Here is a 23455-nt window from a genome sequence, read left to right on the forward strand (position 1 = left end):
GGGGCCGAGTGGTGCGAGGGGTACGTGGGGGAGGGGCTCAACCAGGCCCTGGACCCGGTGGTCACGGCCCTGACGGGCGTCACGGCCCCGCGCTGACGGGTGTCAGGGGCCCCGTCCGGATCCGCCCCGTCCGACGGCCGGAGGCCGGCGCAGTGCGCCGATGCCCGGGAGGCCCCCTGGGGGCCGAGTGGTGCGAGGGGTACGTGGGGGAGGGGCTCAACCAGGCCCTGGACCCGGTGGTCACGGCCCTGACGGGCGTCACGGCCCCGCGCTGAGCCGCTCGCATCCCGTCGGGCGGAGCGCGGGGCACGGGCCTACAGTGGGCGTACCCCCGTAACCCCCGGACCGGGAGTCGCGCCATGACCGTTGTCAGCGAGCCGGCGGAGCTGCTCAGGCGGCAGGATCCGCAGATGGCCGACGTGCTCGCGGGGGAGGCCGAGCGGCAGGCGAGCTCCCTGCAGCTGATCGCCGCCGAGAACTTCACCTCCCGGGCCGTCCTCGCCGCCCTCGGTTCCGTGCTCGCCAACAAGTACGCCGAGGGCTACCCCGGCGCCCGCCACCACGGCGGCTGCGAGTACGCCGACCTCGCCGAGCGCACCGCCGTCGAGCGGGCGTGCGCGCTGTTCGGAGCCGAGCACGCCAACGTGCAGCCGCATTCCGGTTCCGCCGCCGTCCTCGCGGCGTACGCGGCCCTGCTCAAGCCCGGGGACACCGTCCTGGCCATGGGGCTGCCCTACGGCGGCCACCTCACCCACGGCTCGCCCGCCAATTTCTCCGGCCGCTGGTTCGATTTCGTGGGCTACGGGGTGGACGCCGAGACCGGGCTCATCGACTACCAGCAGGTCCAGCAGCTGGCGCACACCCACCGTCCGAAGGCCATCGTGTGCGGCTCGATCTGCTATCCGCGCCACCTGGAGTATTCCGCTTTCCGGGAGATCGCCGACGAGGTCGGCGCCTATCTCATCGCCGACGCCGCCCACCCCATCGGTCTCGTCGCCGGCGGTGCGGCGCCCAGCCCGCTGCCGTACGCGGACGTCGTGTGCGCCACGACCCACAAGGTGCTGCGCGGGCCCCGCGGCGGCATGGTCCTGTGCGGCGCCGAGCTCGCCGAGCGCGTGGACCGCGCGGTGTTCCCCTTCACCCAGGGCGGCGCCCAGATGCACACCATCGCCGCCAAGGCCGTCGCGTTCGGCGAGGCGGCCCGGCCCGCGTTCGCGACGTACGCGCACCGCGTCGTCGCCAACGCGCGCACCCTCGCCGATGCGCTCGCCGACCGCGGTTTCGCCATCACCACCGGCGGTACCGACACCCACCTCATCACCGCCGACACGGCGCCGCTGGGCGTCGACGGCCCCACCGCCCGCGGCCGGCTCGCCGCCGCCGGGCTGGTCCTGGACACCTGCGCCCTGCCGTACGGCGAGCAGCGCGGCATCCGCCTGGGGACGGCCGCCGTCACCACCCAGGGCATGGGCGAGCAGGAGATGGCCAGGATCGCCGCCCTGTTCACCGCGGCCCTGCGCAAGGACGCGGCCCAGACCCGTAAGGAGGTGGCCGAGCTCGCCCAGGAATTTCCCCCGTACGGGGTGTAATCAGGTCAAGAGGGGCGTTCAGGAACCGGGTGGAGGCCTCCTCGCGTCCTCGCCCAGGGGGACATCGCAGCTAATGTGTGGGGCTGAGATGGCCGGCGATACATCTGGGGCAGCCCGTGCGTGAATACCTGCTGACGCTCTGCGTCACGGCCGCGGTGACCTATCTGCTGACCGGACCGGTGCGCAAGTTCGCCATCGCGGCCGGTGCGATGCCGGAGATCCGCGCCCGCGACGTGCACCGCGAGCCCACTCCGCGGCTCGGGGGCATCGCCATGTTCGGCGGCCTGTGCGCCGGCCTGCTGGTCGCCGACCACCTGGACAACCTCAACGGCGTCTTCGCGCTCAACGAGCCGCGCGCGCTGATCTCGGGCGCGGCGCTGATCTGGCTCGTGGGCGTGCTCGACGACAAGTTCGAGATCGACGCCCTCATCAAGCTCGGCGCCCAGATGATCGCCGCCGGCGTGATGGTCATGCAGGGCCTGACGATCCTGTTCATCCCGATCCCCGGCATCGGCACCGTCTCGCTCACCCAGTGGCAGGGCACCCTGCTCACCGTCGCCCTGGTCGTCATCACCATCAACGCGGTCAACTTCGTCGACGGCCTCGACGGGCTCGCCGCCGGCCTGGTCTGCATCGCCGCCGCCGCGTTCTTCATGTACTCGTACCGGATCTGGTACGGCTACGCGATCGAGGCCGCCGCCCCGGCCACCCTCTTCGCCGCGATCCTGATGGGCATGTGCCTGGGCTTCCTGCCGCACAACATGCATCCCGCCCGGATCTTCATGGGCGACTCCGGCTCGATGCTCATCGGCCTGGTGCTGGCCGCCTCCGCCATCTCCATCACCGGTCAGGTGGACCCGGACGCGCTGGCCCTCTTCGCGGGCGGCGAGCGCAACGCCACGCACGCGATGTTCCCGGTCTTCATCCCGCTGCTGCTGCCGCTGACCATCATCGCCATCCCGGTCGCCGACCTGGTCCTGGCCATCGTCCGGCGCACCTGGAAGGGACAGTCGCCCTTCGCGGCCGACCGCGGGCACCTGCACCACCGGCTGCTGGAGATCGGCCACTCGCACAGCCGGGCCGTCCTGATCATGTACTTCTGGTCGGCGCTGATCGCCTTCGGCGCGGTGGCGTACTCGGTGAACTCGGCCTCGATGTGGATGGTGCTCGCGATCGTCGCCCTCAGCGCCGTGGGCCTGCTCCTGCTCCTGCTGCCGCGCTTCACCCCCCGCGTCCCGCACTGGGCCCAGGGCCTGGTGCCGCCGCGCTACCGGTACGCCCGGCGGGCCGCGGAGGCCGCCGCGGAGGCCGCCGCCCAGGACACCTCGGGCAGGGAGCCGGAGCCCCGCACGGCCGCCGTCACGGGCGCCACAGGGGCCCCTGGGGCCGCGGGCACCCCGGCCGGCACGGGTGCGGTCGGGGTGCACGGCGTCAACGGCGCGACCGCCCTGGGCGCCCGTTCGCGCTTCCCCGACCGACGGAAGGCCGAATCGGCGCGCTGACGATTCGGACGCCGGGCCTCATTAGCAGACAAACCGGTGGCGTGTCGTGCACACACGGGCGGGTTAGCCCTCATGTGTGACAGTCAGCACACCTGCCAGGTAAAGCTCTCATCAAATACTTTGTGATACCGTTCACTAAACCCGGCGACAGAGCCGAAGGACCGTAGTGCGACGGTCCATTGGCCCGAGGCGACACCTCGTACCGGGCTTACGCTCGTCCCGACGAGTCCCGTAGACCCCCACCATCACGCGGAGCAATGCGCCATGCTGTCTGATGACGCCCGGTCCCTTCTGCATACCGCGGTACCCACCGCTGCCGTCGGCCTCGTGGCCGCGGTCGTGTGTGGTGTCGTCGCGGGCGGGAAGGGTGCCATCGGGGCGGTCGTGGCGACGCTCGTCGTGATCGTGTTCATGGGGATCGGCTTCGTCATCCTGCAGCGCACGGCGCGATCGCTTCCGAATCTGTTCCAGATGATGGGTCTGGCGCTCTACACGACCCAGATCCTCCTGCTCTTCGTCTTCGTCGCCGTGTTCAAGAACACGACGCTGTTCAACCCACGAGCATTCGCGATCACCATCGTCGCGGCGACCCTCGCCTGGATCGCCGCGCAGACGCGCGCGCACATGAAGGCCAAGACCCTTTACGTCGAACCCGAGTCCGCCCAGCGTGACAAGGGTGAGAAGCCCAAAAACACGGGGTCCTCGTCGTGAACGGTAGGGGCGGAATAAGTGCTCGTTCGAGATCCTGCTATCGTCCGGTGCCAACTGCGGCATCGCGGGCGCGGGCATCTGAGCTGACGCCTGCCCCATCGCGAGGCTCAATGCCTGCAAGCCGCCCCCACATCCGTAAGACCAGTCCCGTGCCGAACCGCGGCTGTGCGCCGCGCCGACACAACGAGGTTGCCGTACCTATGCGCCACGCTGAAGGAGCCCGCGGTGAGTGCTGACCCGACGCAGGTGCTCGCCTTCGAGACCGATTGCCACATCTTCGACGGCTGTGGCTTCCCGGCTCCTGGCCTGCACTCGTTCCTGTTCGAGCCGATCTTCGGCGACGCGAACAGCAACGTCTACTTCAACAAGACGATGCTGCTCGCCCTGCTCGGGACCGTCATCATCGTCGGCTTCTTCTGGGCGGCTTTCCGCAAGCCGAAGATGGTGCCCGGAAAGCTCCAGATGGTCGCCGAGGCCGGCTACGACTTCGTCCGCCGCGGCATCGTCTACGAGACGCTGGGCAAGAAGGAGGGCGAGAAGTACGTCCCCTTCATGGTCGCGACGTTCTTCTTCGTCTGGATCCTGAACCTGTGGTCGATCATCCCGATCGCCCAGTTCCCGGTGACCTCGGTCATCGCGTACCCGGCCGGCCTCGCCCTGATCATCTACGTCATGTGGATGTCGGTCACCTTCAAGCGCCACGGCTTCGTCGGCGGCCTGAAGAACCTCACGGGCTACGACAAGTCGCTCGGCGGGATCCTTCCGCTGGTCATGCTGATCGAGTTCTTCTCGAACGTGATCGTCCGCCCCTTCACCCACGCGGTCCGACTGTTCGCGAACATGTTCGCCGGTCACACCCTGCTGCTGCTCTTCACGATCGCCAGCTGGTACCTCCTGAACGGGATCGGCATCGCCTACGCGGGCGTCTCGTTCGTGATGGTCATCGTGATGACCGCTTTCGAGCTCTTCATCCAGGCTGTCCAGGCCTACGTCTTCGTGCTGCTGGCCTGCAGCTTCCTCCAGGGCGCCGTCGCCGAGCACCACTGACCGCCCACCTCCAAACCAAGTGTCGTCCGGTGGCCAACCCCCATCGGTCCATGAAAGAGAAGGAAGAACCGGCATGTCCGCTCTCCAGACCCTCGCTGCTGGCGTCGAAATCAAGGGCAACCTCGGCTCCATCGGTTACGGCCTCGCGGCCATCGGCCCCGGCGTCGGCGTCGGCATCATCTTCGGTAACGGCACCCAGGCCCTGGCCCGCCAGCCCGAGGCTGCCGGCCTGATCCGCGCCAACCAGATCCTCGGCTTCGCCTTCTGTGAGGCGCTCGCCCTCATCGGTCTGGTCATGCCGTTCGTCTACCCGACCTCCTGATCGCGGTAGCGAAACCTTTTAGACGGAAGGCACTGATGTGAACCCTCTGGTTCAGCTTGCGGCCGAGGAGGCTCAGAGCCCCCTCATCCCGCCGATTCCCGAGCTGGTCATCGGTCTGATCGCCTTCGTCATCGTCTTCGGCGTCCTCGCCAAGAAGCTCCTCCCGAACATCAACAAGGTTCTGGACGAGCGTCGCGAGGCCATCGAAGGCGGTATCGAGAAGGCCGAAGCGGCTCAGACCGAGGCCCAGAGCGTGCTGGAGCAGTACAAGGCCCAGCTCGCCGAGGCCCGTCACGAGGCCGCTCGCCTGCGCCAGGACGCGCTGGAGCAGGGCACTGCGCTCAAGGAAGAACTGCGCGCAGAGGGCCAGCGGCAGCGCGAGGAGATCATCGCTGCCGGCCACGCCCAGATCGAGGCCGACCGCAAGGCCGCCTCGCAGGCGCTGCGTCAGGACGTCGGCAAGCTCGCCGTCGACCTGGCCGGCAAGCTGGTCGGCGAGTCCCTCGAGGACTCCGCCCGCCAGAGCCGCACGATCGACCGGTTCCTCGACGAGCTCGAGGCGAAGGCCGAGGCTGCCCGATGAACGGAGCGAGCCGCGAGGCGCTGGCCGCCGCGCGCGAGCGTCTCGACGCGCTGACGGACAACACGTCCGTCGACGCGGCGAAGCTCGCCGGCGAGCTGGCTTCCGTCACCGCGCTGCTCGACCGCGAGGTCTCGCTGCGTCGGGTCCTCACCGACCCGGCGCAGGCCGGCGAGGCCAGGGCCGAGCTGGTCGCCCGCCTGCTGAACGGCCAGGTCAGCGGGGAAACCCTCGACCTGGTGTCCGGCATGGTGCGGTCCCGCTGGTCGCAGTCGCGCGACCTGGTGGACTCGCTGGAGGAGCTGGCGAACCTCGCCGACCTCTCCGCGGCCCAGCAGGGCGACACGCTCGACGACGTCGAGGACGAGCTGTTCCGGTTCGGCCGGATCCTCGCCTCGCACACCGAGCTGCGTTCCGCGCTGACCGACAAGGCGGCCTCCGCCGCCGCCAAGGGCGAGCTGCTGCGCAGCCTGCTCGGCGGCAAGGCCGACGCGGTCACCGCCCGGCTGGTCGTCCGGCTCGTCACGCACCCGCGTGGACGTAGCCTGGAGGGGGGACTCGAGTCCCTCTCCAAGCTCGCCGCCGAGCGTCGCAACCGCATGGTCGCCACGGTGATCACCTCGGTGCCGCTCAGCGACGCGCAGAAGCAGCGTCTCGGCGCGGTGCTGGCCAAGCTGTACGGCCGCCCGATGCACCTGAACCTCGACGTGGACCCCGAGGTCCTCGGCGGGATCCTGGTGCGGGTCGGCGACGAGGTCATCGACGGGACCATCGCGGACCGTCTGACCGAGGCAGCCCGTCGCATGGCCGGCTGACCGAGCCACAACGTAAAGAAGCATTTCCAGCGGCCCGGTTGGGCCGTGCAGAACTTGCAGAAGATTCCTGGGGGTCGCCCCCAGACCCCTAAGAAGCTTCAGGCCCAACAAGGAGAGCAGGGAACCCAGATGGCGGAGCTCACGATCCGGCCGGAGGAGATCCGGGACGCGCTGGAGACCTTTGTCCAGTCGTACAAGCCGGACGCGGCCTCGCGCGAGGAGGTCGGTACGGTCAGCGTTGCCGGCGACGGCATCGCGAAGGTGGAGGGCCTGCCCTCCGCCATGGCGAACGAGCTGCTGAAGTTCGAGGACGGCACCCTCGGTCTCGCCCTCAACCTCGAGGAGCGCGAGATCGGTGCGATCGTCCTCGGCGAGTTCAGCGGCATCGAGGAGGGCCAGCCGGTGCAGCGCACCGGTGAGGTTCTCTCCGTCGGCGTCGGCGAGGGCTACCTCGGCCGCGTTGTCGACCCGCTCGGCAACCCGATCGACGGTCTCGGTGAGATCGCGACCGAGGGCCGCCGCGCCCTCGAGCTGCAGGCCCCGGGCGTCATGGTCCGTAAGTCGGTGCACGAGCCCATGCAGACCGGCTACAAGGCCGTCGACGCCATGGTGCCGATCGGCCGCGGCCAGCGTCAGCTGATCATTGGTGACCGTCAGACCGGCAAGACCGCTCTGGCCGTCGACACGATCATCAACCAGCGCGACAACTGGCGCTCGGGCGACGTGAACAAGCAGGTCCGCTGCATCTACGTCGCCATCGGCCAGAAGGGCTCGACCATCGCCTCCGTGCGTGGCGCCCTGGAAGAGGCCGGCGCGCTCGAGTACACGACGATCGTCGCCGCCCCGGCGTCCGACCCGGCCGGCTTCAAGTACCTGGCGCCCTACACCGGTTCCGCCATCGGCCAGCACTGGATGTACGCCGGCAAGCACGTCCTGATCATCTTCGACGACCTGTCGAAGCAGGCCGACGCCTACCGCGCCGTGTCGCTGCTGCTGCGGCGCCCGCCGGGCCGTGAGGCCTACCCGGGTGACGTCTTCTACCTGCACTCGCGTCTGCTGGAGCGCTGCGCCAAGCTCTCCGACGACATGGGCGCCGGTTCGATGACCGGTCTGCCGATCGTCGAGACCAAGGCCAACGACGTCTCGGCGTTCATCCCGACCAACGTCATCTCCATCACCGACGGCCAGTGCTTCCTGGAGTCCGACCTGTTCAACGCGGGCCAGCGCCCGGCGCTGAACGTCGGTATCTCGGTCTCCCGCGTCGGTGGCTCGGCCCAGCACAAGGCGATGCGCCAGGTGTCCGGCCGTCTGCGTGTCGACCTGGCCCAGTACCGCGAGCTGGAGGCGTTCGCCGCCTTCGGTTCCGACCTGGACGCCGCGTCGAAGTCCGCGCTGGAGCGCGGCAAGCGCATGGTCGAGCTGCTCAAGCAGGGCCAGTACCAGCCCATGCCCGTCGAGGAGCAGGTCGTCTCCGTCTGGGCCGGCACCACCGGCAAGATGGACGACGTCCCGGTCAACGACATCCGCCGCTTCGAGTCGGAGCTGCTGGAGCACCTGCGCCGCGAGCGCAAGGACCTCCTGACCTCCATCCGCGAGGGCGCGAAGATGTCGGACGACACCATCACCGCGATCGGTGACGCCGTCGCCGGCTTCAAGCGGCAGTTCGAGACCTCGGACGGCAAGCTCCTGGGCGAGGACGCGCCGGCCGTCAACGTCTCCAAGTGACGACGGAAGGGACCTGACTCATGGGAGCGCAGCTCCGGGTCTACAAGCGTCGCATCCGTGCCGTCACGGCGACCAAGAAGATCACCAAGGCGATGGAGATGATCGCCGCCTCGCGCATCGTCAAGGCGCAGCGCAAGGTGGCGGCGTCGATGCCGTACGCGACCGAGCTCACCCGTGCGGTGACCGCGGTGGCGACCGGTTCGAACACCAAGCACGCCCTGACCACCGAGGCCGACACCCCGACCCGCGCCGCGGTCCTGCTCATCACGAGCGACCGCGGTCTGGCCGGCGGCTACTCCTCGAACGCCATCAAGCAGGCCGACCGGCTCACCGAGCGGCTGCGCGCTGAGGGCAAGGAAGTCGACACGTACATCGTCGGCCGCAAGGGTGTCGCCTACTACGGCTTCCGCGAGCGCAAGGTCGCGGACTCGTGGACCGGCTTCACCGACAGCCCGGACTACGCCGACGCCAAGCGCGTCGCGGCGCCGCTGATCGAGGCCATCTCTGCCGACACGGCCGAGGGTGGCGTCGACGAGCTGCACATCGTCTTCACGGAATTCGTGTCGATGATGACGCAGAACGCGGTCGACGGCCGGATGCTGCCGCTCAGCCTCGACAAGGCCGCGGAGGAGACCAGCAAGAAGGGCGAGATCCTTCCGCTGTTCGACTTCGAGCCGTCGGCGGAGGACGTCCTCGACGCCCTGCTGCCGCGCTACGTCGAGAGCCGTGTCTACAACGCACTGCTGCAGTCGGCTGCTTCCGAGCACGCCGCCCGCCGCCGCGCGATGAAGTCGGCGACCGACAACGCCGGAGACCTCATCAAGAGCCTCTCCCGGCTTGCCAACGCGGCCCGCCAGGCCGAAATCACCCAGGAAATCAGCGAGATCGTCGGTGGCGCGAGCGCCATGGCCGACGCGACCGCGGGGAGTGACAAGTAATGACGACCTCTGTTGAGACGGCCGCCGCCACGGGCCGCGTCGCCCGGGTCATCGGCCCGGTCGTCGACGTGGAGTTCCCCGTCGACGCGATGCCCGACATCTACAACGCGCTGACCGTGCAGGTGGCCGACCCGGCCGAGGACGGCGCGCTCAAGACGCTGACCCTCGAGGTCGCCCAGCACCTGGGCGACGGCATGGTCCGCACGATCTCCATGCAGCCCACCGACGGTCTGGTCCGCCAGGCCCCGGTGACCGACACGGGCGCGGGCATCACCGTCCCGGTCGGCGACTTCACCAAGGGCAAGGTGTTCAACACCCTGGGTGAGGTGCTCAACTACCCGGAGGCCAACTCCGAGGTCACCGAGCGCTGGGCGATCCACCGCAAGGCCCCGAACTTCGACGAGCTCGAGTCGAAGACCGAGATGTTCGAGACCGGCGTCAAGGTCATCGACCTCCTCACCCCGTACGTCAAGGGTGGAAAGATCGGTCTGTTCGGTGGTGCCGGTGTCGGCAAGACCGTTCTGATCCAGGAAATGATCTACCGCGTCGCCAACAACCACGACGGTGTGTCGGTGTTCGCGGGTGTCGGTGAGCGTACCCGTGAGGGCAACGACCTCATCGAGGAGATGTCGGACTCCGGCGTTCTGGACAAGACCGCGCTGGTCTTCGGCCAGATGGACGAGCCCCCGGGCACCCGTCTGCGCGTCGCCCTGGCCGGTCTGACCATGGCGGAGTACTTCCGCGATGTGCAGAAGCAGGACGTCCTCTTCTTCATCGACAACATCTTCCGGTACACCCAGGCCGGTTCCGAGGTGTCGACCCTGCTCGGCCGTATGCCCTCCGCGGTGGGTTACCAGCCGAACCTGGCCGACGAGATGGGTCTCCTCCAGGAGCGCATCACCTCGACCCGTGGTCACTCGATCACCTCGATGCAGGCGATCTACGTCCCCGCGGACGACCTGACCGACCCGGCGCCGGCGACCACCTTCGCCCACCTCGACGCGACGACGGTTCTCTCCCGTCCGATCTCCGAGAAGGGCATCTACCCGGCCGTGGACCCGCTGGACTCCACGTCCCGGATCCTGGACCCGCGCTACATCGCCGCGGACCACTACTCGGCCGCGATGCGCGTCAAGGGGATCCTGCAGAAGTACAAGGACCTCCAGGACATCATCGCGATCCTCGGTATCGACGAGCTGGGCGAGGAGGACAAGCTCGTTGTCCACCGTGCCCGTCGTGTCGAGCGCTTCCTGTCGCAGAACACCCACGTCGCCAAGCAGTTCACCGGCGTGGACGGTTCGGACGTTCCGCTCGACGAGTCGATCGCCGCGTTCAACGCGATCTGCGACGGTGAGTACGACCACTTCCCCGAGCAGGCGTTCTTCATGTGCGGTGGCATCGAGGACCTGAAGGCCAACGCCAAGGAGCTGGGCGTCTCCTGATCCGGCGCGCTCCCCCACGGGAGTGCATGCCGTATCGACGTTGTCGGGAGAGGGACGGGTGCGTCCCGTCCCTCTCCCCACGCCCATTAGAATTTGACCCAACACCCGGCGGATGTGCCGGGTGGTGACCCGAGGAGCCAACCTTGGCTGCTGAGCTGCACGTCGAGCTGGTGGCGGCGGACCGGAGCGTCTGGTCCGGCGAGGCCACGCTCGTTGTCGCGCGCACCACGTCCGGCGACATCGGCGTCATGCCCGGTCACCAGCCGCTTCTCGGTGTGCTGGAATCGGGCCCGGTGACCATCCGTACCAGCGAGGGCAACACGGTCGTCGCCGCGGTGCACGGCGGTTTCATCTCGTTCGCGGACAACAAGCTGTCCCTGCTGGCCGAGATCGCCGAGCTCGCGGACGAGATCGACGTCCAGCGCGCGGAGCGGGCACTGGAGCGCGCCAAGACGGAGACGGACGCGGCCGCCGAGCGGCGCGCCGAAGTCCGGCTGCGCGCGGTCGCGGGGCACTGAGCCCCGTAGCCGACGAGAGCTTTACCCCTCAGCCGCGGTCCGCGCCGGAATTTTCCGGGGCGGGTCGCGGCTGAGGCGATGCAGGTGCGGGTTTGCTTGATGCTGTATTCGTTGCTGTGACTTGGATGAGCGAGGAGGTCGGTGAAGATGCTCCTCGCTCTGCTTGTGAGCGGCCTGGTCGTCGCCCTGGTGGTGATCGGGCTCTTCGTGTTCGGACTGCGCCGGCGGCTCATCCAGCGATCCGGCGGCACCTTTGACTGCTCCCTGCGCTGGGGGGTCGCCGAGGCGCCCGACCTGTCCGGCAAGGGCTGGGTCTACGGGGTGGCCCGCTACAGCGGTGACCGGATCGAGTGGTTCCGGGTCTTCAGCTACTCGCCGCGCCCGCGCCGGCTGCTGGAGCGGAGCTCGATCGAGGTGCTGGCCCGCCGTGCCCCGGAGGGCGAGGAGGAGCTGGCGCTGCTGTCCGACGCCGTCGTGCTCGGCTGTCTCCACCGCGGGACGCGCCTGGAGCTGGCGATGAGCGAGGACGCGCTGACCGGTTTCCTGGCCTGGCTGGAGGCGGCGCCTCCTGGACAACGGGTGAATGTGGCCTGATTTCCTTGCCCGTTGTATGGGGGTCCCCCCGGACGAAGTCTGGGGGAGGGTGAACGTCGCCTAGGGCCGCGACGTGCGGCCGTTGACGTGGACGTGGAGAAGCCGGGGTGAGGGGGGCGGACCCGTCACCCCGGCTTCGGTCTTTCGCCGGTGCTCGCGCGTACGTGGGGTTACTGGAGACCGGTGTGGATCGCGTTGGCGAGCTCACCGTTGGCGGTGTCGCCGCTGAACTCCCAGAAGAAAGCCCCCTTGAGGCCCTGGTTCTTGGCCCAGGTCATCTTCCCGGCGATGGTGGCGGGGGTGTCGTAGCTCCACCAGTTGCTGCCGCACTTGGCGTAGGCGGTGCCGGCGACGGTGCCGGTCGCCGGGCAGCTGTTCTTCAGGACCTTGTAGTCCTCGATGCCCTGCTCGTACGTGCCCGGGGCCGGGCCGGTGGCGGTGCCGCCGGGGGCGGCCTGGGTGACGCCGGTCCAGCCGCGGCCGTAGAAGCCGATGCCGAGGTTGAGCTTGGAGCCGGGGATGCCCTTGCCCTTGAGCTTGGTGATCGCGGCCTCGGAGTTGAAGCCGTCCTGCGGGATGCCGGCGTACGCCGTGAGCGGGGAGTGCGGGGCCGTCGGGCCCTGGGCCGCCCAGCCGCCGAAGAAGTCGTACGTCATGACGTTGTAGAAGTCGACGTACTGGGCCGCGCCCGCGTAGTCGGCCGCGTCGAGCTTGCCTCCGTTGGAGCCGTCGGCGGAGATGGCTGCGGTGACCAGGTTGTTCGCGCCGAACTTGGCGCGCATGGCCTGCATCATGTTCTTCAGGGCGGCGGGGCCGCTGGTGTCGCAGGACAGGCCGCAGGCGTTCGGGTACTCCCAGTCCAGGTCGATCCCGTCGAAGACGTCGGCCCAGCGCGGGTCCTCGACCAGGTCGTAGCAGGACTGGGCGAAGGCGGCGGGGTTCTGCGCGGCCTGGCCGAAGCCGCCGGACCAGGTCCAGCCGCCGAAGGACCACAGCACCTTGATGCCCGGGTACTGCTTCTTCAGCTTGCGCAGCTGGTTGAAGTTGCCGCGCAGCGGCTGGTCCCAGGTGTCGGCGACGCCGTCGACGCTCTGGTCGGCGGTGTAGGCCTTGTCGTAGTCGGCGTAGGCGTCACCGATGGTGCACCGGCCGCCCTGGACGTTGCCGAAGGCGTAGTTGATGTGGGTGATCTTCGCGGCGGAGCCGGAGGTGACCAGGTTCTTCACGTGGTAGTTGCGCCCGTAGACGCCCCACTCGGTGAAGTAGCCGAGCTTGACCTTGCCGCCCGGGTCCGGGGGATTGACGCCGCCGGAGGTGGTGACGGACACGTGGACGGACGAGGCGCCGGTCTGGTCGGCGGTGTCACGGGCGATCACGTTGTAGTCGTACGTGGTGCCCTTGGTCAGGCCGGTCTCGTGGTGCGTGGTGCCGGTGACCGTGGCGACCTTGGCGCCGTTGCGGTAGACGTCGTAGTTCTTGACGCCCTTGTCGTCGGTGGCGGCGGCCCAGCTCAGGGTCAGAGAGGTCTCGGTGATGCCGGAGGCCTGGGGGGCGCCGGGGGCGGAGGGGGGTGCGTCGCCGGGCTGGCTGCCGTCGCAGGACGCTCCGTTGATCTTGCAGCCGGTGGGGGCGCCGGGGCCGGCGCCGTTGAAGCCGAAGCTGATGGTGGCGCCCGGTGCTAGGGTGCCGTTCCAGCCGACGTTCCTACCGGTCCAGTGGTTGCCGGAGTTGGTGACGGTGGCGTCCCAGGCCGAGGTCACCCGCGTGCCCGAGGGGTAGTCCCACTCGACGGTCCAGCTGGTGAGGGTGGTGGTCCCGGTGTTCTTGATCGTCCACTTGCCCTCGAAGCCGGAGCCCCAGTCGGAGACCTTGGTGTACGTCGCGGAGGCGGAGGCGGCGGCCTCGGCGGGGCCGGCCAGGGCCACGAGTCCGGCGACGGGGAGGGAGAGGGCGGCCACGGTGGCCGCCAGTCTTCTGAGGAATCGGGTGCGTAGCGGGAGTGCTGTGCTCAAGGGTGCTCCTCCGTAGGTCCGTCGCAGCCGCGGGGACGACGTCGACATGGGGGTGGGACCTGCGCCGCCCGTGAGCACGCTTTGTCATGGCACGCTCACCACAGTATGGTGGCGAGCGTAGAAAGGTCTGGACCAACCGTCAAGAGGTCCAGACCTCACTGCCCGGTCGCGGCGCTAGACGCCCAACTCCTGGGCCAGGACCGCCGCTTGGACCCGGCTGCGCAGCTCCAGCTTGCCCAGCAGCCGGCTCACATGGGTCTTCACCGTCGCCTCCGCCATCTCCAGCCGCCGCGCGATCTCCGCGTTCGACAGGCCCTCGCCCAGGCACGACAGCACCTCGCGCTCCCGCCGGGTCAGGCTCTCCAGGGCGGCCGCCCGCTCCGGGGACGGGGCCGGCGCGCGCACCGCGGCCGGGGCGGCGAACTCCGCGATCAGCCGGCGGGTCACCGCCGGCGAGATCAGCCCCTCGCCGCGCGCCACCGTACGCACCGCCTCGATCAGCTCGTGCGCCTCCGCGTTCTTCAGCAGGAAGCCGGCCGCCCCCGCCCGCAGCGCCCCGAAGACGTACTCGTCCAGGTCGAAGGTGGTCAGCACCAGCACGTCCGCCAGACCCTCGGCCACCACCTGGCGGGTGGCCGAGACCCCGTCGAGCCGGGGCATCTGCACGTCCATGAGGACCAGGTCCGGCCGCAGCTCACGGGCCAGCCGCACCGCCTCCTCGCCGTCCGACGCCTCGCCCGCGACCTCGATGTCGCCCGCGCTGCGCAGGATCAGCACCAGGCCCGCCCGTACCGCCTTCTGGTCCTCCGCGACCAGTACCCGGATCGTCATGCGCTCACCACCTTCTCCTCGGCGGGCAGCACCGCCCGCACCTGCCACCGCGCGCCCGCGCGCGCCGCCTCGAACTCCCCGCCGAGCAGCTCCGTACGCTCCCGCATGCCCACCAGGCCCGCACCCGAGCCCGGCGCCCGCGGCCCCGGCCGGTCCCCGTACGGCGAATCCACCGACACCCTCACCTCCGTGTCCGTGCGCTCCACCCGGACCGTGACCGTACCGGGCGCCGCGTGCTTGATCGCGTTGGTCAGGGATTCCTGCACGATCCGGTACGCCGCCAGCTCGACCGGCGTCGGCAGGGCCTCGCCCGGTCGCCGCAGGTCCTCCAGTCGGAAGTCCAGACCACTGGCCTTCCCGTTGACCCGGGCCTGGGCCAGGAGGCTCTCCAGCCCGTCCAGACTGGGCACCGCCACCGGCTCCTGCTCGGCCCCGGCATCCCGGAGCAGTCCGATCAGACGACGCATTTCGGCCAGCCCCTGCACGCTGTTCTCGCGGATCACGCCGAGCGCCTCCCGGCTGGTCTCCGGCGCGTCGATGGACAGCGCGGCGGTGGAGTGGATCGCGATGGCGGACAGGTGGTTGGCCACCATGTCGTGCAGCTCGCGCGCCATCCGGGCCCGCTCGGCGACCACCGCCTGGGCCCGGTCGATCTCCGCCAGCAGTGCGGTCTGCTCGGCGCGCAGCCGGGCCGCCTCGGCCGCCTCGCGGTGGTTGCGCAGGGTCGCGCCGGTCAGGGCCGGGCCGAAGCTGACGATGCCGAACACGATTCCGATCAGCAGGGACTGCGGGGTGCGGAAGTAGGCGACCGCCGTGATGGTGACGGCCACCGTCAGTAGGCCGGTGGCGATCGGCAGCCGCCGGGCCAGGGCCGGACGACCGTAGACCACTGCGGCGTACATCAGGTCCGTGAAGATCAGGATCGAGGCCAGATTGCCGACCGTGAACTGGTCCGCGATGATCGCGACGGTGCCGAGGTGCATCGCCGTCTCGGGGTAGGTGCGCCGCAGCAGCCCCAGCACGCCCAGTGTCAGCAGCGGGACCAGGGTCGCCCACGGCGGGAGGAGGCGGCCGCCGTTGGAGTGCACGCCCAGGCTCCACAGGATCAGCCCGAGGGTCACGCTGGCCGCGGCGAGGAGCACGTCGTCACGGTGCGGGCGGAAGATCTTCACGGCACCATCCAACACGGTGGGGGCTGCCGGGGCCTCGGCGCGGGAGCGGATTCCCCCGTACATCGAAGGGTGCAGTCACAGATCGTCGCCGCAGACGACGTACGCGCCGCCCGGCGCCGGGAAGCTGGAAGCACACACACCGAGCCGAACGGAGTCTTCCCGTGATCTTCGCGCTGATCATCGCCTGCGAGGTCGGCTTCTGGGTCCTGCTGGTGGCGGGCCTCGCGCTGCGCTACCTGGCGAAAATGCCCCGGCTGGGCGCCGCGCTCCTGCTCTGCGAGCCGCTGCTGGAACTCGTGCTGCTGGTGGTCACCACCATCGACCTGAAGAACGGCGCCGATCCGGACTGGAAGCACGGGCTCGCCGCACTCTATATCGGCTTCACGGTCGGGTACGGCAAGCTCACGATCAACTGGCTCGACCGGCACGCCGCGTACCGCTTCGCGGGCGGGCCCAAGCCGGCCGGACTGCCCTACGGCAAGGCCCGCGCCGCCTACGAGTGGCGGCTGTGGCTGCGCACCCTGCTCGCCGGCGCCGTCGCGCTGGCCCTGCTCCAGGGCGCCATCTGGTACGTCGGGGACGCCGGCGACGTCAGCTCCCTGCAGGCCTCGCAGTCCGGGGCCCTGCGGGCGATGGGCATCCACGCCATCGTCGCGCTCTGCTACACGATCTGGCCGACGAAGGCGCCGGCGCCCGCCGCGGCGGACGCTCTGCCGCCCACCACGACCACCGGACCGGACTCGGACGCGGTCGCGGGAACCGGGGCCCAGCGCCCGGCGTCCCTCACCAAGACCGAGTCCTGAGCGGGGCGCGGGCCGGACGGGGGTCGGCCCGCGCCCCGCTCCGGGCCGGTCGCCGTCCGGCCGCCGCGAGGCTGTCGCCGGACGACGGCCGGCCGCTGTCGTGGCCGGATCCCGCCGCTCGGCCGGCCCCGCGCCGTCAGCGCTCGCCGCCCGGCACCCACAGCACGTCGCCGACTTCCTTGTTGGCCACGCGGGCCAGGATGAACAGCAGGTCGGACAGGCGGTTGAGATAGGTGGCGGTGAGCGGGTTCATCGACTCGCCGTGCACCTCCAGCGCCGCCCACGTGGACCGCTCGGCACGCCGCACCACGGTGCAGGCCTGGTGGAGCAGGGCCGCGCCCGGGGTGCCGCCGGGCAGGATGAAGCTGCGCAGCTTCTCCAGCTGCTCGTTGAAGAGGTCGCAGTCCGCCTCCAGCTTGTCGACGTAGAACTGCTCCACCCGCAGCGGCGGGTACTCGGGGTTCTCGACGACCGGCGTGCACAGGTCGGCGCCGACGTCGAACAGGTCGTTCTGGACCCGGACCAGCACCTTCACGACCTCCTCGGGCAGCGCGCCGAGCGCGATCGCCGTCCCGATGGCCGCGTTGGCCTCGTTGGCGTCGGCGTACGCCGAGATCCGCAGGTCGGTCTTGGCCGTCCGGCTCATGTCGCCGAGTGCGGTCGTTCCCTTGTCACCGGTGCGGGTGTAGATGCGCGTGAGGTTCACCATGCCGCCAGCGTAGTGATCCACCCCGGAGAACCGCACGCGGTCGCGGGGGATCGAGGGGCGGGATCCGGACCGTGGACCGGCGTGAACTGAGCGGTGTGGAGGGGGCGCTGGGCCGTCCCGGTGTGATGTCCGTCAGCTGAGACGTGACGCGTGTTACTTCCGGGTCACACCACCGCCGCCGGGCGCTAGTCTCCGCCGAAGAGGCTACGAAACTAGGTCGTATTCAAGAGCGTGGGGTGTGCAGTGGCTGGGAAGCTCGCCGTCATCGGTGCCGGACTCATGGGTTCCGGCATCGCTCAGGTTTCCGCTCAGGCGGGCTGGGACGTCGTCCTGCGGGACGTCACCGACGCCGCCCTGACCCGGGGCACCGACGGGATCAAGGCCTCGTACGACAAGTTCGTCTCCAAGGGCAAGCTCACCGCCGAGGACGCCGAGGCCGCGCTCGCCCGGATCACCACGACCACCGACCTCGACGCGGTCGCCGACGTCGACATCGTCGTCGAGGCCGCCTTCGAGAAGATCGAGATCAAGCACGAGATCTTCCGCGCCCTCGACAAGATCGTGCGCGAGGACGCGGTCCTCGCCTCCAACACCTCCGCCATCCCGATCACGAAGATCGCCGCCGTGACGGAGCGTCCGGAGCGGGTCGTCGGCGCGCACTTCTTCTCGCCCGTCCCGATGATGCAGCTGTGCGAGCTGGTCCGCGGCTACAAGACCAGCGACGAGACCCTCGCCACCACCCGCGCGTTCGCCGAGTCGGTCGGCAAGACCTGCATCGTCGTCAACCGCGACGTGGCCGGTTTTGTGACGACCCGTCTGATCTCGGCGCTCGTCGTCGAGGCGGCAAAGCTGTACGAATCGGGCGTGGCGTCCGCCGAGGACATCGACATCGCGTGCAAGCTGGGATTCGGGCACGCGATGGGCCCGCTGGCGACCGCCGACCTGACGGGCGTCGACATCCTCCTGCACGCCACCAGCAACATCTACACCGAGTCCCAGGACGAGAAGTTCGCCCCGCCGGAGCTGATGCGCCGGATGGTGGACGCCGGCGACATCGGCCGCAAGAGCGGCCAGGGCTTCTACAAGCACTGAGACTGAGCACACCGGGGCCGCAAGCACCGGGCGGGACCGTTCGAACGCCGTCACCCCCCGGGGTGATTTAGGTATCGGTTCGCTCACGGTCGGCAACTTCACTGCCCGCGACACAGTCAGTTGCAGTGAGAGTTGCCGACCATACGCACGCGTACGCAGCAGCACTTCCGGGGAGCACATATGCACATCAGGGGCGACCACGCCGAACTCGCAGTCGGGGGCCGCCTCGACGTGCGCAGCGCGGCGGACGCCCGTACGGCCCTCCACACCGCCCTCGACGACGGCGCCGGAGATCTCGTGCTCGACCTCACCGGGCTCGACTCCTGGGACGCGACCGGACTCGGCGTCATCATGGGCGCCCACCGGCGGGCCGGCCGGAGCGGACGGCGTCTGGTCCTGCGCGGGGTGCCGGCGCAGATGCAGCGGCTGCTCGTGGCCACCCGGTTGCACCGGATCCTGGCCATCGAGGGCGGCCTCGAAGCGGAATCGCTTCCTCGCGTCTGAGTACGGGTCCGCGGCAGCGGTTCACGCAGGTCGGGGCGGGGTCCGGGGGCGGTATCCGGCGTGGGGGGCTGGTAACGGTCTGGTGGTGATGGCCCCCCTGCCGTTTCCCCCGCCACCTGGCACGGTCTAGGGTTCGGGCGGAAAACCGGACCAGGAGCGACCGCGGCGTGTGCGACGGCCGGACAGGACGACGGCGACGCGCGACGCGAGACGCGATCGGGGGACTGGGTCATGGACCGCAGTACGCAGGGACACACGGCACCGGAGGGGCGGCCCGAGGGACAGCCGCGGGCCACGGGCCCCGGCGTCCGTACGTCCGGGCCCGCTCCCGCGTCCGGTTCGGGTTCCGGCTCCGGTTCGCCTTCCGGTTCTGCTTCCGCTTCCGGTTCTGCTCTCGGTCCCGGTTCTGCCTCCGGTCCCGGACAGGGACCTGCCCGGGTCGCGCACCTGATCGCGGGGGACTACCGGCTCACCGTCAACCCCGTCGACGGCAGCGAGATCGAGGCCCGCCGCCCCGACGACGCCGCCGACCGCCCCGCCAAGCGCGACGCCGCCTCCCGGGCCGCCCTCGCCGCCGCGGGCCGCCCGCCCGTACCGCCCGGCCCCGCCCTGCCCGTGCTGCCGCTGCTGGACCGCGCCGAGGAGCGCGAGCGGCTGGTACGGCTGCTCGGCCGGGGCCGCTCCGTGCGGCTGACCGGCCCCGCCGGCTCCGGCCGCTCCACCCTGCTCGACGCGGTCGCCCGCGACTGCGCCGACCTCGCCCCCGACGGCGTCGTACGGCTGTGCGGCCACCGGCAGAACCCCACCGAGCTGCTGTACGCGCTCTACGGCGCCGTGTACGACGCCCCCGACCGGCGGCCCGACCGCACCGAACTCCTCGACCGCGTACGCGACATCGGCGCCGTCGTCGTCCTCGACGACCTGGAGCTCGGTGGCGTCGCGCTCGACGAGCTGCTGCGCGCCACCCCCGAATGCGCCTGGCTGCTGGCGGCCACGCCCGACACCCCGGCCCCGTCCGACGACTCCCACCTGGAGGAGATCTTCCTCGGCGGGCTGGGGCGCGCGGCCTGTGCGGAGCTGCTGGCGGAGGCCGTCGGCCGGCCCCTGACGGAGGACGAGACCGCCTGGGCGGGCGACCTGCGCTTCGCCTCCGAAGGACTCGCCCTGCGCTTCGTCCAGGCGGGGGGGCTGCTGCGGCAGCGCGACGAGCTGAACCGGCGGGTGGCCGAGGCCGCCGACGCGGACGGTGACGAGCCCGGCGTCTTCGAGGAACGCCAGGACCGGTCGACGGTGCCGCTGCCGACGCTGGCCGAGGGCGCCGCACCGGCGGAGCTCCTGGCCGCGCGGCTCAGCGAGCCGGCCCGGGCGGCCCTGAAGTTCGCCTGCGCGCTGGGCGGCGAGATGCCGCACCACGCGCACCTGCCGGCGCTGGTCGGGGACACCCACGCCGACATGGCGGTGGCGGAGCTCCTGGCGTGCGGACTGCTGACCGCCTCCGGGACCCGGTACCGGCTGGCGGAGGGCGTCGCGCGGCAGCTGACGGAGGCGGGCGTCGAGGTGCTCGACGAGGCCCGTACGGCGGCCCGGCACTACGCCTGGTGGACCGGGCACGCCTCGGTGACGCCGGCCCGGGTGGCCGCGGAGGCGGACGCGGTGCTGGCCGCGCTGGCCGGCGCGGACGTGGTGGCGGGCGTGATGCTGGCGCGGACCGCCGCGCCGGCGTTCGCGGCGTCGCTGGACTGGGGCGCGTGGGAGCGGGTGCTGCGGGCCGGCGCCGAAGCCGCGCGGACGGCGGGCGAGGTCGCGGAACAGGCCTACTTCCACCACGAGCTGGGTGTGCTGGCCCTGTGCGGCGGCCGCGTGGACCGGGCGCGGGCCGAGCTGGAGGCGTCGATCGGGCTGCGCGGCGCGCTGGCCGACAAGCACGGCACCGTCGCGGGGCGGCGGGCGCTCGCGCTGGTCACGGACCGGGAGGGCGGGGCGGCGGCCTCGCCGCCGCTGCGGCTGGAGGCGCCCGCGGCCGGCGCCGCGCCGGCGGTCACGTCCTCGTCCACGTCCGCGGTCACGGTTCCGGTTCCGGTGCCGAAGGCGCCGGGCGGCACGGCGACGCGGTCGGGAACGGCCGGGTCGGCTGGTCCGGCCGGGTCGGCGGAGGCGGTCACCCAGGTGACGCCGGTGCTGCGGCCCGACCCGCTCGCGAAGGTCACACGGCCCGCCGCGGCGGGCCCGGCGCCGGACCCGGTGACCCTGTCCGAGGTCTTCGAGGACGCGTTCCCGCCGGGCCCCGCGGCCGTGCCGCAGCCGCGGCCCGCGGCCCCGGCCGCGCCCGCCCCGGTCGCTCCGCGGACGCCGCAGTGGCGGCGGCGCCCGGTGCTGCTGGCCGCGGGCGGCGCGCTCGCGGTGGTCGCGCTGGGTACGGTCGCTGCGCTGGCGCTGGGCCCGGAGGACACCGTGACGCCGGCGACCACGCCGGCGCCGACGTCGTACCGGCCGACCCCGGGTGGCGGAGGGAACGTTCCTGCACCGGCTCCGGTGTCCCCGGAACCGGGCGCCGCGTCCCCGACCGAGGGTGACGGCGGCGCCGGCCCGGCCCCCGGGGTGCCGGGCGCCGGCCCGGCCACGAGCTCGGGTGCGGGTACGTCGGGGGGCGGGGCGACCCGCCGTCCGGGGACGAAGCCGTCGGCCCCGCCGACGACGCCGCACACCAGGCCGCCGGTGACGACGAAGCCGCCGGGCACCACGGGCTCCCCGACGAGCGGCACCACGGGCACGCCGACGGCCGGCACGTCGGGCACGCCGACGGCGGGGACGTCGACCGGTACGTCGACCGGGGCGGACGGAGGCGCGACATCGGGCACGTCGACCGGTACGTCGGCGGGGGCCGACGGGGGTGCGGCAGGGGGCCCGACGGCCGGCGCGGACGCCGGGGGCGCGGGCAACTGACGGCGCGGGCAACTGACCCCGCGCGGCCCGCTGGGCGGGTGCCGCGTGCCGCGCACGGGCCAGGGTGCCCACCCGTAGGGGCGGCCGGTCGGCTGCCGTCTCCGGCGGGTGGCCCGGCGCGGACGGGGCGTGCCGTCCGTACCCGGACGGGGTGCCGGTGCGTCGGGCTTCGGCACCCTGGGGCGCCGCGGGTTCGCGTCCGTGCCCGGAGACGCGGACGCGCCCCGCACGGGGCGGGGCGCGGTCAGGCTGGGCGGGGCCCTCAGAACAGGCGGAGCTTGTCGTCCTCGATGCCGCGCAGGGCGTCGTAGTCCAGGACCACGCAGTCCATGCCGCGGTCGGCCGCCAGGACCTTCGCCTGGGGCTTGATCTCCTGGGCCGCGAAGACCCCCCGGACCGGGGCCAGGTGCGGGTCGCGGTTCAGCAGGTCCAGGTAGCGCGTCAGCTGCTCGACACCGTCGATCTCACCGCGCCGCTTGATCTCGACCGCCACCGTCGCGCCGGAGGCGTCCCGGCACAGGATGTCCACCGGCCCGATCGCCGTCATGTACTCGCGGCGGATCAGGGTGTAGCCCTCGCCCAGCGTCTCGATGCGGTCGGCGAGGAGCTCCTGGAGGTGCGCCTCCACACCGTCCTTGATCAGACCGGGGTCGACGCCGAGCTCGTGGGAGGAGTCGTGCAGGACTTCTTCCATCGTGATGATGAGCTTCTCGCCCGCCTTGTTGACGACCGTCCAGACGCCCGCCTCGTCGCCCGTCCCCTCCTTGAGGGTGCACGGCGGCGACATCCAGTTGAGCGGTTTGTACGCCCGGTCGTCCGCGTGGATCGAGACACTGCCGTCGGCCTTCACGAGGATCAGACGGGGTGCCGAGGGCAGATGGGCGGTGAGGCGGCCCGCGTAGTCGACGGAGCAGCGGGCGATGACGAGACGCATGGTCGGCAACGCTACTCGACCGACACCCCTCCACGCGATTCGCCCCCGAAAGCCCCGTTCGCGGATGGCGCGTTGTATGCGCATTCTCCTGGTGCGCACCCCATGGGACGCCTACCGTGTAAGCGGGAGGTTGTCGAACGCGCACACTGCGTCGCCATGCGAGGGCGGCTGCCTCCTTCCCTGCCCGTAAGACCCCGGTCACCCAATGGGCCGGGGTCGCGAGAGGAGAACCCATGTCGCTCGACGTCTCACCGGCCCTACTCGAACAGGCCGAGCGAGGCGAGGTCGACGAAGCCGCATTCGTCGACTGCGTCCGGACCTCCCTGCCGTACGCCTGGGAGATGATCAGCTCATTGGTGGCCCAGCTGAAGGTCGACGGCGGCGAGTTCGCCGACAACCAGACGCCGCCGCCGGACGAGCAGGCGCGCGGCCAGCTGCTGCGCGCGCTGGCGAGTGACGCGATACGCGGTGCGCTGCAGCGGCACTTCGGGGTGCGGCTCGCCTTCCAGAACTGCCACCGCGTCGCGGTGTTCCCGCTGGACGGCTCGGCCGACGACCGGCTCGCCAAGTTCACGTCGATCCGGGGGCAGCTGCTCAACCAGTCCCCGGAACTCCGGGACTGCTAGACCCCGTCCCGGACATTCCCGCAGACATATCCGAAGAACCTTCCGA

22 protein-coding genes are annotated in these 23455 nt (G+C 71.0%); 17 read left to right on the top strand and 5 right to left on the bottom strand.

Annotated elements, in window-relative coordinates; all coding sequences use genetic code 11:
- Positions 1–359 precede the first annotated feature (359 nt).
- The 12 genes from ACZ6KO_RS17475 (at position 360) to ACZ6KO_RS17530 (ending at position 11783) form a co-directional block, all read left to right on the top strand.
- Positions 360–1589 (top strand): serine hydroxymethyltransferase, encoded by a 1230-nt coding sequence (locus ACZ6KO_RS17475; protein ID WP_469304813.1) that lies wholly within the window; start codon positions 360–362, stop codon positions 1587–1589.
- Positions 1590–1705: 116 nt separating this feature from the next.
- Positions 1706–3091, top strand: a complete 1386-nt coding sequence (locus ACZ6KO_RS17480) for an MraY family glycosyltransferase (protein ID WP_469304814.1) — start codon at positions 1706–1708, stop codon at positions 3089–3091.
- Between the two features lie 264 nt (positions 3092–3355).
- Positions 3356–3802, top strand: a complete 447-nt coding sequence (locus ACZ6KO_RS17485) for a hypothetical protein (RefSeq protein ID WP_401454138.1) — start codon at positions 3356–3358, stop codon at positions 3800–3802.
- Between the two features lie 210 nt (positions 3803–4012).
- Positions 4013–4849 (top strand): F0F1 ATP synthase subunit A, encoded by an 837-nt coding sequence (atpB, locus tag ACZ6KO_RS17490; protein ID WP_469305006.1) that lies wholly within the window; start codon positions 4013–4015, stop codon positions 4847–4849.
- A gap of 73 nt (positions 4850–4922) precedes the next feature.
- The gene (locus tag ACZ6KO_RS17495; protein WP_030008695.1) at positions 4923–5171 is read left to right on the top strand and encodes an ATP synthase subunit c family protein; all 249 of its coding nucleotides are present in this window, start codon (positions 4923–4925) and stop codon (positions 5169–5171) included.
- 37 nt (positions 5172–5208) lie between these two features.
- On the top strand, positions 5209–5754 hold the full coding sequence (locus ACZ6KO_RS17500; RefSeq protein ID WP_469304815.1) for a F0F1 ATP synthase subunit B: 546 nt from the start codon (positions 5209–5211) through the stop codon (positions 5752–5754).
- On the top strand, positions 5751–6566 hold the full coding sequence (locus ACZ6KO_RS17505) for a F0F1 ATP synthase subunit delta (protein WP_469304816.1): 816 nt from the start codon (positions 5751–5753) through the stop codon (positions 6564–6566). Before ACZ6KO_RS17500 ends, ACZ6KO_RS17505 begins: the two co-directional genes overlap by 4 nt.
- 129 nt (positions 6567–6695) lie before the next feature.
- Positions 6696–8291 (top strand): F0F1 ATP synthase subunit alpha, encoded by a 1596-nt coding sequence (gene atpA / locus ACZ6KO_RS17510; protein ID WP_469304817.1) that lies wholly within the window; start codon positions 6696–6698, stop codon positions 8289–8291.
- A gap of 20 nt (positions 8292–8311) precedes the next feature.
- Positions 8312–9229 (top strand): F0F1 ATP synthase subunit gamma, encoded by a 918-nt coding sequence (locus tag ACZ6KO_RS17515; RefSeq protein ID WP_469304818.1) that lies wholly within the window; start codon positions 8312–8314, stop codon positions 9227–9229.
- Complete coding sequence (gene atpD / locus ACZ6KO_RS17520) at positions 9229–10671, top strand: F0F1 ATP synthase subunit beta (protein WP_469304819.1); 1443 nt, start codon at positions 9229–9231, stop codon at positions 10669–10671. The genes ACZ6KO_RS17515 and atpD overlap by 1 nt, the downstream gene beginning before the upstream one ends.
- A 143-nt stretch (positions 10672–10814) precedes the next feature.
- Entirely contained in the window at positions 10815–11189 is a 375-nt protein-coding gene (locus ACZ6KO_RS17525) for a F0F1 ATP synthase subunit epsilon (protein WP_401454127.1), read from the top strand.
- A 147-nt stretch (positions 11190–11336) separates the two neighbouring features.
- Positions 11337–11783, top strand: a complete 447-nt coding sequence (locus tag ACZ6KO_RS17530) for a DUF2550 domain-containing protein (protein ID WP_401454125.1) — start codon at positions 11337–11339, stop codon at positions 11781–11783.
- A gap of 170 nt (positions 11784–11953) precedes the next feature.
- On the opposite strand, the gene ACZ6KO_RS17535 is transcribed toward ACZ6KO_RS17530, so the two are convergent.
- The 3 genes from ACZ6KO_RS17535 to ACZ6KO_RS17545 form a co-directional block, all read right to left on the bottom strand.
- Complete coding sequence (locus ACZ6KO_RS17535; RefSeq protein ID WP_469304820.1) at positions 11954–13843, bottom strand: glycosyl hydrolase family 18 protein; 1890 nt, start codon at positions 13841–13843, stop codon at positions 11954–11956.
- Positions 13844–13969: 126 nt separating this feature from the next.
- On the bottom strand, positions 13970–14626 hold the full coding sequence (locus tag ACZ6KO_RS17540) for a response regulator (protein WP_469304821.1): 657 nt from the start codon (positions 14624–14626) through the stop codon (positions 13970–13972).
- The gene (locus tag ACZ6KO_RS17545; RefSeq protein WP_469305007.1) at positions 14623–15810 is read right to left on the bottom strand and encodes a sensor histidine kinase; all 1188 of its coding nucleotides are present in this window, start codon (positions 15808–15810) and stop codon (positions 14623–14625) included. The genes ACZ6KO_RS17540 and ACZ6KO_RS17545 overlap by 4 nt, the downstream gene beginning before the upstream one ends.
- Before the next feature lie 149 nt (positions 15811–15959).
- On the opposite strand from ACZ6KO_RS17545, the gene ACZ6KO_RS17550 reads away from it, so the two are divergent.
- Entirely contained in the window at positions 15960–16601 is a 642-nt protein-coding gene (locus tag ACZ6KO_RS17550; RefSeq protein WP_469304822.1) for a hypothetical protein, read from the top strand.
- A gap of 136 nt (positions 16602–16737) precedes the next feature.
- Here the strand turns inward: ACZ6KO_RS17550 and ACZ6KO_RS17555 are convergent, their stop codons facing one another.
- Positions 16738–17310 (bottom strand): cob(I)yrinic acid a,c-diamide adenosyltransferase, encoded by a 573-nt coding sequence (locus ACZ6KO_RS17555; protein ID WP_401452516.1) that lies wholly within the window; start codon positions 17308–17310, stop codon positions 16738–16740.
- A gap of 243 nt (positions 17311–17553) precedes the next feature.
- Here ACZ6KO_RS17555 and ACZ6KO_RS17560 point away from each other — a divergent pair, with 243 nt between their 5' ends.
- The 3 genes from ACZ6KO_RS17560 (at position 17554) to ACZ6KO_RS17570 (ending at position 21849) form a co-directional block, all read left to right on the top strand.
- On the top strand, positions 17554–18402 hold the full coding sequence (locus ACZ6KO_RS17560) for a 3-hydroxyacyl-CoA dehydrogenase family protein (protein ID WP_037927951.1): 849 nt from the start codon (positions 17554–17556) through the stop codon (positions 18400–18402).
- Positions 18403–18582: 180 nt separating this feature from the next.
- The gene (locus tag ACZ6KO_RS17565; protein ID WP_401452519.1) at positions 18583–18906 is read left to right on the top strand and encodes an STAS domain-containing protein; all 324 of its coding nucleotides are present in this window, start codon (positions 18583–18585) and stop codon (positions 18904–18906) included.
- 231 nt (positions 18907–19137) lie between these two features.
- Positions 19138–21849 carry an ATP-binding protein gene (locus tag ACZ6KO_RS17570; RefSeq protein WP_469304823.1) on the top strand — a complete coding sequence of 904 codons (2712 nt, stop codon included), beginning with the start codon at positions 19138–19140 and terminating at the stop codon, positions 21847–21849.
- Between the two features lie 262 nt (positions 21850–22111).
- On the opposite strand, the gene nucS is transcribed toward ACZ6KO_RS17570, so the two are convergent.
- Positions 22112–22783 carry an endonuclease NucS gene (nucS, locus tag ACZ6KO_RS17575; RefSeq protein WP_469304824.1) on the bottom strand — a complete coding sequence of 224 codons (672 nt, stop codon included), beginning with the start codon at positions 22781–22783 and terminating at the stop codon, positions 22112–22114.
- A gap of 233 nt (positions 22784–23016) precedes the next feature.
- Between nucS and ACZ6KO_RS17580 the strand changes: the two genes are divergently transcribed.
- Positions 23017–23409 carry an SCO5389 family protein gene (locus ACZ6KO_RS17580; protein WP_398120657.1) on the top strand — a complete coding sequence of 131 codons (393 nt, stop codon included), beginning with the start codon at positions 23017–23019 and terminating at the stop codon, positions 23407–23409.
- Positions 23410–23455 lie beyond the last annotated feature (46 nt).

This window comes from Streptomyces sp. NPDC042102, assembly GCF_055582305.1.